At 56.8% G+C, this 11977-nt stretch carries 10 protein-coding genes; 3 read left to right on the top strand and 7 right to left on the bottom strand.

Annotated elements, in window-relative coordinates; translation table 11 throughout:
* Positions 1-8: 8 nt before the first annotated feature.
* From AS19_RS05805 to AS19_RS05795, 3 genes are all read right to left on the bottom strand, one after another.
* Entirely contained in the window at positions 9-863 is an 855-nt protein-coding gene (locus tag AS19_RS05805; RefSeq protein WP_011588379.1) for a metal-dependent hydrolase, read from the bottom strand.
* Positions 864-1449: 586 nt separating this feature from the next.
* A complete protein-coding gene (locus tag AS19_RS05800; RefSeq protein WP_011588378.1) occupies positions 1450-2982 on the bottom strand; it encodes a bifunctional GNAT family N-acetyltransferase/carbon-nitrogen hydrolase family protein in 1533 nt (510 codons plus the stop codon).
* A 126-nt stretch (positions 2983-3108) separates the two neighbouring features.
* Positions 3109-3483, bottom strand: a complete 375-nt coding sequence (locus tag AS19_RS05795) for a hypothetical protein (protein WP_011588377.1) — start codon at positions 3481-3483, stop codon at positions 3109-3111.
* Between the two features lie 45 nt (positions 3484-3528).
* Here AS19_RS05795 and cobB point away from each other — a divergent pair, with 45 nt between their 5' ends.
* The 3 genes from cobB to AS19_RS05780 all read left to right on the top strand — a co-directional run bounded on the left by cobB (position 3529) and on the right by AS19_RS05780 (position 6639).
* Complete coding sequence (gene cobB, locus AS19_RS05790) at positions 3529-4239, top strand: Sir2 family NAD+-dependent deacetylase (RefSeq protein ID WP_011588376.1); 711 nt, start codon at positions 3529-3531, stop codon at positions 4237-4239.
* A gap of 217 nt (positions 4240-4456) precedes the next feature.
* On the top strand, positions 4457-5530 hold the full coding sequence (locus AS19_RS05785) for a 3-deoxy-7-phosphoheptulonate synthase (protein ID WP_011588375.1): 1074 nt from the start codon (positions 4457-4459) through the stop codon (positions 5528-5530).
* Positions 5531-5808: 278 nt separating this feature from the next.
* A complete protein-coding gene (locus tag AS19_RS05780) occupies positions 5809-6639 on the top strand; it encodes an ion transporter (RefSeq protein ID WP_011588374.1) in 831 nt (276 codons plus the stop codon).
* 54 nt (positions 6640-6693) lie between these two features.
* Here AS19_RS05780 and AS19_RS05775 read toward each other — a convergent pair whose 3' ends face one another.
* The 4 genes from AS19_RS05775 to nirD all read right to left on the bottom strand — a co-directional run bounded on the left by AS19_RS05775 (position 6694) and on the right by nirD (position 11977).
* Positions 6694-7551, bottom strand: a complete 858-nt coding sequence (locus tag AS19_RS05775; protein WP_011588373.1) for a peroxiredoxin — start codon at positions 7549-7551, stop codon at positions 6694-6696.
* A gap of 79 nt (positions 7552-7630) precedes the next feature.
* Positions 7631-10261, bottom strand: coding sequence for a nitrate reductase (locus tag AS19_RS05770; RefSeq protein ID WP_041705316.1), 2631 nt, complete (start codon positions 10259-10261; stop codon positions 7631-7633).
* A 50-nt stretch (positions 10262-10311) separates the two neighbouring features.
* Positions 10312-11607, bottom strand: a complete 1296-nt coding sequence (locus AS19_RS05765; protein WP_011588371.1) for an NAD(P)/FAD-dependent oxidoreductase — start codon at positions 11605-11607, stop codon at positions 10312-10314.
* 25 nt (positions 11608-11632) lie between these two features.
* Complete coding sequence (nirD, locus tag AS19_RS05760) at positions 11633-11977, bottom strand: nitrite reductase small subunit NirD (RefSeq protein ID WP_011588370.1); 345 nt, start codon at positions 11975-11977, stop codon at positions 11633-11635.

Raw genomic sequence — 11977 nt, 5'->3', positions numbered from 1 at the left:
TGCCCTCCTCAGGCGGCTTTCAGCCGGTTGACGCGAAAGGCGGCGACTTCCTCAATCAGCGCCTCGGTCTGGTTTAAAAATTCTCGGTTATCATGCATCCAGGGGTGAAAGCCTGGGCGGAAGAAATCCAGCCAATCCGGTATAGAGCGTCGCAGCACCCCCGGCCGACCCAACGTCAGGTTGACCACCTTCCTCCAGCCGTTCAGGTTCAGCAGGCCGCCCCCCTTCGCCACCATTATCGTGTAGAAGGGCACGTAGAGACTCCAGAACAGCGCATTAACCAACAAGAACGCTCCAGCACGTAACCCATAGGCTTTGATGCCTCTGCCCAGCATTTGCTCGAAGGCATCGAAACAGACCGCTTTATGTTCGGTTTCCTCAATGGCATGCCAACGCCAGATCGCCGAATAATGTGGGTCCACTCCTTCCAGCAATTCGGGGTTACGAAGCACCATGTCACCCAGCACTGCGGTAAGGTGTTCCAGCGCCACCGTGGCCGCCAACTGCACCGAGCGCGGCGCCTTCTTCACCAGCTCCAGCAACCGCACCACCAGCGCATCCAGAGCCTCAACAGGCATCCCTTCCGCCTGCAATGCGTCGTTGTATTCCTCATGCTCGCGGGTGTGGAAGCCTTCCTGGCCGATAAAAGCCGAGATCTGCTCCTTCAGTTTCGGATCAGTGATTTCCTTAGCGTAGTTGCGCACACTCTGAATAAAGAAGCGCTCCCCCGCCGGAAAGAAAATCGACAGGGTGTTATAGAACTGTGAAACATGCAGCCCGCCGGGGTTCCAGCTCAATGCCTTGCCGGCGGGCAGCCCGAATTTGAGATTCCGGCGTACCGGATCAACCTGAATTGTCATCATCTTGCCCCTTAAGCAGATCGAATTAATCGGATGCTAAGGCCACAAAGGTGACACCCTCAACGGTTACATTGAACAATGTAACCGTATATTGATATGGGTCAAATTGAGCAAGAAATAGGATACAAAGAAGAAAACTTTGTTTACTTTAAAAAATGAAACGAGACCGGCACCCTCGACTTCAGCGCTCCCCCGAGAGGAAAGAGCCCCCCGGTGGGAATAAACACATACGTCACCCAAATATCAGACCCCATACCCATAGCGGCCCGACTACCACAAGCGTGCTAACCTCTACTCATGCAGGCAGTTAAAAATGGGGGGGATTACAGGCCTTTCCCGGTGGCGGCGATATGAGGAAGGCTTCATTTTCTGATAGGTACAGGAAATGAGGTTTTCCTACCTGTTTAAGTTTAGGGACAGCTGTCTGACGAGGGGGCGATTTGGGCGAGGTTGTTCGCGGCTCAAGCGCCGTATTCGCTTCGCTCACCCTTCGGGCCGCACTACGTGCGTTAGTTCGCTACGCTACGTTCCTACAGCATACTTCTGACCGGGAAGTACAGGCAGGGCCGGGCGGCCCTGCCCTGAGGGTTTAGTCTTTCTTTTTCCAATCCAAGCTATAAAGATCATCCCGACGATCGCGCAGGTTGGTTACCGAGCCTTCCCGGTGCAGCAGCTTCAGTTTTTCCAGATCCACATCGGCAAACATCAGCATTTCGGTATTGGGGACCGATTCACTGATGATGGCATCGTGGGGAAAGTAGAAATCGCTGGGGGAAAATACCGACGATTGTGCGTACTGGATATCCACCGCATCCACCCGGGGCAGGTTGCCCACCGAGCCGGAAATGGCCACGTAGCATTCGTTTTCGATGGCGCGGGCCTGGGCACAGTGACGTACGCGCAGGTAGCCGTTTTTGGTGTCGGTCCAGAACGGCACGAACAGGATGTCCATTTTCTCGTCGGCGAGAATCCGGCCCAGCTCAGGGAATTCCACGTCGTAACAAATCAGGATACCCACCCTACCTGCGTCGGTATCGAACACCTGCAATTTGTCACCGCCCTGGATCACCCAGTCACGGCGTTCGTGGGGGGTAATGTGAATCTTGTACTGGGATTCCACCGAGCCATCGCGACGCATCAAGTAGGCCACATTGTAGACCTTGTCATCTTCAATCACCGGCATGGAGCCGCCAATGATGTTGATGTTGTAGCTCACGGCCATATCCGCCAAGGCATCGCGTACTTCTTCGGTGAAGCTGGCGAGGAAGCGCACCGCTTCCACGGAGTTCAATTCTGGCCGTAGCCCCATGAGCGGCGCGCTAAAGAATTCCGGCAGCACGGCAAAGTCGGCGCGGTAATCGGATAGCGCATCAATAAAAAACTCCACCTGATTGAGCAGATCTTGCACGTCGCGGGCAGCACGCATACGACGCTGCACTACGCCCACACGAACCACGGTGCGGCGTGGCCATTCGGCGTCGTCGTCTTCCGGTTCGTAGAGAATGTTGTCCCATTCCAACAGCGTGGCATAGCCGTGAGAATCTTCATCTTCCGGCAGATACGCCTTCATAAGACGTTTCACGTCGAAGCCGTTGGAAAGCTGAAATGACAAGATAGGATCGTAGATGGCGCGGGCTTCTACCTGCTCGATGTATTCGGTCACCGGCATCTGGTCAGCGTAGTTGGTATACCCCGGCAGGCGACCACCCGCCAAAATCGCACGTAGATTCTCTTCCCGGCACAATTCTTTGCGAGCTTCGTACAAGCGGCGGCCCAGGCGATAGCCGCGGTATTCCTTGTCTACAAATACATCTAGGCCGTAAAGCGCATCGCCCTTGTTGTCGTGGGAGCGCACTTTGTCGTCGGTAATCAGGTCTTCGTAGCGATGCGGGTTGGAGAACCGGTCGTATTTAACTTTGATAGTCAGTGCCGTGGCCACCAGTTCGCCGTTGTCTTCAATCACCAGCTGCCCGTCTTGAAAAATGCGGATCAGGGTTTTGATGGTGTCTTCTGGCCAGGCGCCACCAATATCGTGATACACCTGATTCATCAGGCGCGCCAACGCGGGATAATCCTCGTGCGTCAGCGTTCGCAAACGTAACCGAGTGGTTTCTTCTGCCATGAATAACTCCTTGTGTTGACGCTTCACGCACCACGGCGCAACGCGAAAAAACGCTACTGCCTTCACCACCGCATCCCCGTTTCAGCAGGCTAGTCTACGGTGGGTTTGCTTTATCGTGATGCGCGGTTAAGCATTAAGCGGCGGAAAGGAAATCAGCCAGCACATTTGTTGATTCTGCAACGCATGCATGCCACTGGGATAGAGGGCCACGCCATCCGGGCGAATAAAGAGAACCCCGCCTTCATTCAAGCCAACAAACCCGGATTGATGCTCTTGAACAAAACCACATTCTTCGCTCCATTGCGGCTGCAATGGCGCTGGAATGGTTTCGTAGCCAATGACACCATTGGCCAGAGGGTCGTCGATGGCGACCCGATCGCGATACAGGCCAACGGCGTCCTCGCCCACCAACAACACCATGCCCTGATGAAAATGCAGCAGGGTCACGTTGCCGCGCGGGGGCAGGCTAAGGTTTTCCTGTTGATCGATAATGGTGTCCATAGAGGCTTCCAAGAATAGGGGTGTAACGGGATACAGGGTACTTAAATGGCTGAAAACATTGTAATACTTACTGGCGCCGGAATCTCGGCGGAATCGGGTATCAAGACCTTCCGAGCAGCAGACGGCCTGTGGGAAAACCACCGGGTAGAAGATGTCGCCACCCCCGAGGCGTTCTTGCGTAACCCCCTGCTGGTGCAAAACTTTTACAACCAGCGGCGCCGGCAATTACTCACAGGGGCAATCAGGCCCAATGCAGCCCACCAGGCGCTGGCCACGTTAGAGAAAGCTTTGCCGGCGGGCAAGGTGTTGTTGGTTACCCAGAATATCGACAACCTCCACGAGCGCGCCGGCAGCCGTAACTTAATCCATATGCACGGCGAGCTACTCAAAGGGCGCTGCCAAACCAGCGGCGGCCTGGTCGATCTGGACCATGACCTAACGGTGGCCCTGCCCTGCCCGTTGTGCGGGGCAAAGGGCTGCCTGCGCCCCCATGTGGTCTGGTTCGGTGAAATGCCCCTGCAAATGGAAGCGATCTACCGCGCCCTGTCTCAATGCGATCGTTTTATCAGCATCGGCACCAGTGGCAATGTCTACCCCGCCGCCGGCTTCGTGGAAGAAGCCAACCGGCACGGGGCGCACACGGTGGAATTGAATTTGGAGCCCTCCCAGCAGCTCACCGCTTTTGCCGAACATAGGCGTGGGCTGGCTACTGAACTGGTGCCGAGGTATGTGGAAGAACTGATCGCCGGGGTATAATCCCGTTCGTCATACTTGCATCACGAAAGACCGCCAGCATGGCTCCCCGCCCTAGGTATGATTGCCCCACCCTATGGCGCAGACAGGCCCCTTGATATTTCTATAGCCGCCTGATTCCGCTAGACTGCTGAACCTCTACAAAAGGAGTGTCAGCCAGAGCCCGCCGCGCAAAAATAGGGCACGGGGCCTCCAGCAACTACAGGTAGCAAAGCACATCATGACCGACAAGCAGGTAGACGACCTTAATATCGCCTCGCAGGACGTATTGATTACGCCCAACGCGCTGAAGGAAAAACTGCCCCTCAGCGATAACGCCCGCCAAACCGTCATCAGCGGCCGCGAGACTATCCGCAATATTCTGGACCGCAAGGACCACCGCCTGTTTGTGGTGATCGGCCCCTGCTCGATCCACGATACGGACGCCGCCATGGAGTACGCCACCCGGCTGAAAAAACTGGCCGACGAGGTGAGCGATACTATCTACTTGGTGCTGCGTGTTTATTTTGAAAAACCGCGTACTACCGTGGGCTGGAAGGGCTTGATCAACGACCCTTACATGAACGATTCCTTCAAGGTGGAAGAGGGCCTGCATATCGCCCGTAAGCTACTGCTGGATGTGGCGGAACTTGGCTTGCCCGCCGCCACCGAAGCGCTGGACCCGACCACCCCGCAATACCTGCAGGACCTAATCGCCTGGAACGCCATTGGCGCGCGCACCACCGAAAGCCAGACACACCGGGAAATGTCTTCCGGCCTGTCCAGCCCTGTGGGCTTCAAGAACGGCACTGATGGCAGCCTGGATGTGGCAGTGAATGCCATGCTCAGTGTGCAACATCCCCACCGCTTCTTGGGCATCGACCCGGAAGGCCGCGTGGCGCTAACCACCACTAAAGGTAACCAGTACGGGCATGTTGTGTTACGCGGTGGTGGTGGCAAGCCGAACTACGATTCCGTGTCCGTTGCGTTGGCCGAGCAGGCATTGGAGAAAGCCGGTGTGTCTACCAACATCATGGTGGATTGCTCCCACGCCAACTCCAACAAGGACCCGGGCCTGCAACCGCTAGTGATGGAAAACATTGCCAACCAGATTCTGGAAGGGAATGAATCCATTCTCGGTTTGATGGTGGAATCGCACCTGAAATTCGGCAACCAAAAGATCCCGCCGAACCTGGATGATTTGGAATACGGTGTGTCCATCACCGATGGTTGTATTGCCTGGGACACCACCGAAGAAGCCATCCGCAGCATGGCCGACAAACTGCGCGACGCGCTGCCCAAACGGCAGAAATAACGCCCCGCAGTATATAAATACGCCTTAAGGGCTGCTGTCCTGTACGTTTGGGCCGCCACAAATAGAGCCTCATTTGAGGCTCTATTTTTTTGTCTGGCCGGTTACGCTCGCGCTGCTGGAAACACCCTGGCCATGACTAAAGCCCCCCGGCGATGTTGAGTAACGGGTGAGGTAAAGTAAGGCTCTGTGAGGGATTTTGGCTTAAGTAGTCATCACTGCCTGAACAAGCCACAATATGCCCGGCTTTGTTCATTCATGCTTAAGGACACAACCCACGTATGGAAAACCTGCGGCAACGCTGGCAGCACATTATCTTCGGCACCGACACTCCCGCCGGGCAGCTATTCGATATTCTATTGATTGTGGCGATTCTGGGCAGTGTGGTCGCGGTCATGCTCGACAGTGTGGCCAGCCTGCACGAACAATACGGCGAAGCACTGTACGCCGCAGAATGGTTTTTCACTATCCTGTTTACCATTGAATACAGCGTTCGGTTATGGGTTAGCGAGCGGCCATTGCGCTATGCCCGTAGCTTTTTCGGCATCGTAGACCTGTTATCGATTATCCCTACCTACCTTAGTTTGCTGGTTCCTGGCTCCAATTACTTGCTCACTATCCGTGCTCTGCGAGTACTGCGTGTGTTCCGGGTAATGAAGCTGGCCAAGTTTATGGGCGAGGCGAACCAGCTGGGCATCGCCTTGATCCGCACTCGGCGCAAAATCGCTGTGTTTATGTTCTCCGTGTTTGTGGTGATTATTATTTTTGGCAGCCTGATGTATGTGGTGGAAGGCCCGGAGCACGGCTTTACCAGCATCCCTCAAAGCATTTACTGGGCTATCGTGACTATTACCACGGTGGGCTACGGAGATATTTCACCGCAGACCGGCTTTGGCAAAATGATTGCCTCACTGGCCATGATTACCGGTTATGCGATTATTGCGGTGCCCACCGGGATCGTCACCGCAGAGATTTCTGCTGCTCGGGTGAGCATGCGTTATGAACGTGAATGCCCCAACTGCTACCGGCATTCCCACGACCCCGACGCCCGCTTCTGTCAGCAATGCGGCGAAGAACTGCCCAAGCTTTCCCTGAAAGGGCCGGATGATTAAAGACAGCGGCAGATTGCCAGCTTCTAGCTCGTAGCTAGAAGCTGGCCCCTGCTGTTAGCCGTCAATCAGCCCTTTCTCTTTTAACACTTGAACAAACAACGCCGGTTCCGGGCGTATTCGGTAATTATCGGTTAAGTGTTGATACACTAGGCGCCCTTGTCCATCGACGATTAACACCGTGGGCATCACCGTATCGCTGTCATAACCCAACGCTTCCAGGCCAGCGGGAGTGCCCCCTGCATCAATAATACCCAAGGCGCGCGCCGCACGATTATCGTCATCGCGAAGGTACTCAAAATCCACATCAAACTGCTTGGCTAAATCCCCAGATTGGCTGTGAGACTGCGGGCTAATCAACGCCACCCGAACCCCCTGGGACTGCAACGACTGGTATTGTTCAGCCACTTCACGAATCTGCGCCATACAAAGCGGGCACCAATTACCCCGGAAGAACAACATCACCAACGGCTGCCCCGCATAGCTCGCCACCGTTACCGGCTTAGCATTCAGATCGCTAAAGGTAACGTCAGGCAGGGGCTCACCTATCACCACATTCGCTTGTCGCACACCGTAACGGCTGTACCAACGAATATAGGCGTGCACACCAAGCAAGTTAATAATAGCCAGGCTGACCATCACCATACTGGCTTGCCCAGCCAGCGCCAGGCTGATCACCGCGAGTGAGCCAAGCAAGGTCGGCCAGAAGACGCCTGGCAGGTTCGCACTGGTGCGGGCAGGCTTGAACAGAAACAGATAACTGAAGAACAACACCGAGGGTACACAGGTGAACAACAACACCGCCCAGGGCCAGCCGCCACCGGTAAATAACTGCCAAAACGCTATGCTGGAGGTACACACCGCCAAGGCAATAAACCCGGAGATAAACAAAGATTTGAGGCTTTTCATCATCATTCCTATTTCGAATCAGATATTAAGATGCGAAATAAACGCCTACGTTACAACCTCACTCGCGCAGGCAGCCAAATAACCCTCATGTGGTACACGTTTCCAATAGGCCGCGCAGTTCCGGAATGCAGGAGCCACAATTGGTGCCTGCCTGGCAGCATTGACCAATGGCCTCCACACAGTCGGCACCCTCCTCCACAGCGCCCTCAATGGTCTTCTGGCGGACCTGAAAACAGCTACAGATAACCGGCCCCAGGTCTGGGCCAGCATCGGCAGGTTGCCCAGCGAGAATGGTCATGTGTTGAATATCGGCGCCCTGCGTAAAACAGTCGGCCAACCAATCCACATCGCACAGCGGCAGGGTTTCGCCAATCGCCAGCCAGGCCAGTAAACGGCCATCCTTGTCCAGCGCGGCACGCCGGTAATGGCCCGTGGCAGGATCGTTGAGCGCCAGCCACTGCGCGGCCTGGGGCAACCAGTCGTGGAGCTGTTGTTCGGTTAGGTCCGCATCGCCGGCCAGCCGATAACGCTGTACTTGGCCCGCCTGCAAAAATGCATCTACAGGAACGCGGGCCCAGTACTCCACAGCGGGTGGAGACGCCGCCGTGAACAACCAGCCATGCCAACGGGGTTGCCAGTCGCTGACATTAACCGGCGTATGCTTGAACGCTGGCTGGCCGGAATGCGGATCTAAACGTGCCGGCACGAGGGCATCCACCCGAGCGCGGCGAGAAAATTGATCGGTCCAGTGCATGGGCATGAACGCGGTACCCGGCCGCTGCCCGGTGTCGCGGGTCACCCGCACGAGGGCATCACCGACACGGCTGGTCAGGCGTACAAAGCCCCCCTCCTGCAGTCGGTAACGCTCAATATCCTTGGGATGCAAGGCCGCAAAGGGCTCGCTAAGGTGGGCAAACAAACGCCCGGCACGGCCGGTGCGCGTCATGGTGTGCCACTGGTCTCGGATCCGCCCGCTATTGAGGATAATCGGGAAGGCATCGCCAATGACGCGCACCGGCGGATTCTCGCAGGCAATGAAACGGGCGCGCTCACTGGCAGTAGAAAAGCGGCCATCGCCATAGCATCGAGGGCCACTATTGAGTGGCCACTGCTGTGGTTGCCACTGAGCATATTGGTCGGCGGTCAGGTCCGCAGCGGCGGTCAGATCCAGCCGTTTGCCAAATTGGCCCGCCAGTGCGGTAAGCGCCGAGAACTCGGCAAAAATTTCGTGCTCATGCTGGTAGGGAAAGGCATCGGCAAACCCCATGCGCTGGGCAACTTGGGTAATAATCCACCAGTCTGCGCGGGCCTGGCCGGGAGCAGTAACAAACGGGCGCTGGCGCGACATGCACCGCTCAGAGTTGGTGACCATGCCGGATTTCTCACCCCAGCCCAGCGCGGGCAAACGAATATCCGCACAGGCCAGGGTGTCACCGCTGGCCACGCAATCGGACACCACCACGGTGTCGCAGGCCATTAGGGCTTGGCGTACTTTATCCGCTTCCGGCAAGGAATCCACCGGGTTGGTAGCCATAATCCATACTGCTTTCACTTTACCGCTGGCCACCGCCTGAAAAAGATCCACTGCGGTGAGGCCATTCTCTTTGGCCAATGCCGGCGCCTGCCAGAAATCGGCCACCGCCGCGTGGTGTGCTGGGTTATCGATATCCAGATGCACCGCCAACTGATTCGCGAGGCCTCCCACTTCCCGGCCGCCCATGGCGTTGGGCTGGCCGGTGATGGAAAAGGGGCTGGCGCCAGGCTTGCCAACCCGGCCAGTGGCCAGATGCGCATTGATGATGGCATTGCCCTGATCCGAGCCGTTGCGGGCCTGATTCACGCCCTGAGAAAAGACGGTTACGGTGCGGTCGCAGGCAGCAAACCAGTGATAGAAGGTGGTCAGATCCACCTTGCTCACGCCCATGTGCGTGGCCAACGATGCCCAGTCATTGCCCTGGCTGCGGGCTGTATCCAGTGTGGACTCAAACCCTTCGGTATGGGCGTCAATGTACGCTTGATCCAATGCATTGTTATCGTCGAGCCAGGTGAGCAAACCATTGAATAAGGGCACGTCCTGCCCGGGACGAATGGCCAGGTGCAGATCAGCCAAGTCACAGGTGGCCGTGCGGCGGGGGTCGATCACCACCACTTTCATTTCCGGGCGCGCCTGTTTCGCCGCAGCAATGCGCTGGTACACAATAGGGTGCGCCCATGCCGTATTGGAACCGGTCAGGATGACCAGGTCCGCAAGCTCCAGGTCCTCGTAGCAACCGGGCACCACGTCTTCACCGAAAGCGCGCTTGTGGGCAACCACCGCACTGCTCATGCACAGCCGGGAATTGGTATCGATATTGGCGCTGCCGATGTAGCCCTTCATCAGCTTGTTGGCCACGTAATAATCTTCGGTCAACAGCTGGCCGGACACATAAAAGGCCACCGCATCGGGGCCGTGTTCGTCCACAATACGCCGGAACCGCCCAGCGACCTCATCCAGTGCCTGATCCCAGGACACCACATCGCCCTCCACTTCTGGATTGAGCAGACGATCCTGGTCTCCCAAGGTTTCCAGCACAGAAGAACCTTTGACACAAAGCCTACCGGCATTGGCCGGGTGCAAGGTATCGCCTTTCAGGGACGTGCCATCGGTGCTGATACCACAACCCACACCACAATACGGGCAGGTGGTACAAATGGGCCGTTCGGTGTTTTTTGCCATATGTTTTCCTGCACGGTTTTCTCCGACATTGCCGGCTGCCACTTCCGCCTTCACGCCGCCACTCCCTCTGCATTATCACCCTTGTCACCGGGGCGCTTGCAGAACGCCTCACCCAGCAACAGGGTTTCGCGCAGGGCGCTAATATCAGTGCTATCACGCCATAACGTTTCGAAAAACGGGGCGTCAGACACATCGCCATACAGAACCATGCCGACCACACGGTTATCGCGAATTTGCAAGCGGCGATAACTGTCAGGCAAGCTCAATTGCAGTGTCTCACCCTGTTCGATTTCATTCCTTTTCTCGCCGAGAAAATCCCCGCAGGACACCAGGTCGATACCGGAAATTTTCAGCCGGGTGGCAGAGTCGGCGTAGAGATAACGACGATGACCCATTTCCGCCAAGTGGCTAGCGCAGACCGAGGCCTGTTCATACAGCGGAGCAACCAAGCCAAAGGTACGTTCACGGTGCTCCACACACTCACCAATAGCGTAGATGGCCGGATCAAAGGTCTGCAGGGTATCGTCAACTCGCACTCCCTGATTTACGGTCAGGCCAGCCTGAGCGGCCAGCTCTGCCCGCGGCACAATGCCCACCGCCTGGACCACATAATCCGCCGGCAAACGCTGGCCATCCGCCAGATGCACTGCGGCCACACGGTCGGAGCTGTAGCTGCTTGAGCCTTTTTTATCCTCTTTTTTTTGAACAGAACAACCTTCAATTGACTGGGTACGCGCGTGCATCACGAACTTGATCCCGCGGGCTTCCAGGTCCTTCTGCAGGCGATGGCCAGCCGCCTCATCCAGCTGCTGGTTGAGCAGGTGCCCGCGGCTGTGTACCAAGGTGACGTCGTGCCCCTGCTTCACCAAAGCGTCTGCCGCTTCCAGCCCTAAAAAACCGCCGCCGACCACCACCACCCGTGCCGCCGAAAGCGATAACAAGCGTCGAACGTCATACAGATCACGAAAACTGACAACGCCTTTCAAACCAACGCCGTCCACCGGTAACTGGCGTGGCCCCGCCCCTGTGGCCAGCAATAGCCGGTCATAATCGAGCACGTGCCCGGCGGCGGTTTCCACCTGGCGGCGGCCGCGGTGAATGGCCACGACGGGGGTGCCGGTGATCAGGCGAATACTCCGCTCCCGATACCACTGGTGAGGATGCGTGGTAATAGTATTTTCATCCGTGCTACCACCCAACAGGGGGGACAACATGACCCGGTTATAGCCGGCAAAGGGCTCATCCCCCACCACCGTGATCTGATACAGATCCGGTGCCAGGCGGGTCAGCTCTTCCAGTAAGCGGCAAGCCGCCATACCGTTACCCACTACAACCAGTCGTTTCATTACTGCATCACCCTCTCGATTCGCTTCAGGCCGAGGTGGCCAGCTCAATCACATCACCGACCACGCGCACCGGATAGACCTTAAGCTTGACGCTGTCGTCTTCGATGCACTGCCCGGTTTCCAAATCGAAGTGCTGCTTATAGAGGGGTGAGGCAACCACCCGTTTGTCACCCAGCGAGCCCAGCAGGCCCCGGCTAATCACGTTGGCATGGCTAAACGGGTCCATGTTGTCTAGCGCATAGAACTTTCCGTCCCTAGTACGAAAGAGTGCCGCCTGCCCCGTGGCCAGGCGTACTCCCACTCCGGTGCCGGGCAACACATCGTCGACGCTGCAGATTGTTTTCCATTCAACCGCTACTGCATTGTTCAT

This window comes from Alcanivorax sp. NBRC 101098 (assembly GCF_001010505.1).
Lineage (GTDB): Bacteria > Pseudomonadota > Gammaproteobacteria > Pseudomonadales > Alcanivoracaceae > Alcanivorax > Alcanivorax borkumensis.
The sequence above is the reverse complement of the archived record's forward strand: the minus strand, read 5'-3'. Positions and strand labels throughout refer to the sequence as shown.

Bases quoted from the DNA above. Each gene is read 5' to 3' on its own strand.
- cobB (WP_011588376.1), top strand. From the start codon at position 3,529: ATGGCTGAAAACATTGTAATACTTACTGGCGCCGGAATCTCGGCGGAA.
- nirD (WP_011588370.1), bottom strand. From the start codon at position 11,977: ATGAACAATGCAGTAGCGGTTGAATGGAAAACAATCTGCAGCGTCGAC.
- AS19_RS05765 (WP_011588371.1), bottom strand. From the start codon at position 11,607: ATGAAACGACTGGTTGTAGTGGGTAACGGTATGGCGGCTTGCCGCTTA.
- AS19_RS05780 (WP_011588374.1), top strand. From the start codon at position 5,809: ATGGAAAACCTGCGGCAACGCTGGCAGCACATTATCTTCGGCACCGAC.
- AS19_RS05805 (WP_011588379.1), bottom strand. From the start codon at position 863: ATGATGACAATTCAGGTTGATCCGGTACGCCGGAATCTCAAATTCGGG.
- AS19_RS05795 (WP_011588377.1), bottom strand. From the start codon at position 3,483: ATGGACACCATTATCGATCAACAGGAAAACCTTAGCCTGCCCCCGCGC.
- AS19_RS05775 (WP_011588373.1), bottom strand. From the start codon at position 7,551: ATGATGATGAAAAGCCTCAAATCTTTGTTTATCTCCGGGTTTATTGCC.
- AS19_RS05800 (WP_011588378.1), bottom strand. From the start codon at position 2,982: ATGGCAGAAGAAACCACTCGGTTACGTTTGCGAACGCTGACGCACGAG.
- AS19_RS05770 (WP_041705316.1), bottom strand. From the start codon at position 10,261: ATGGCAAAAAACACCGAACGGCCCATTTGTACCACCTGCCCGTATTGT.
- AS19_RS05785 (WP_011588375.1), top strand. From the start codon at position 4,457: ATGACCGACAAGCAGGTAGACGACCTTAATATCGCCTCGCAGGACGTA.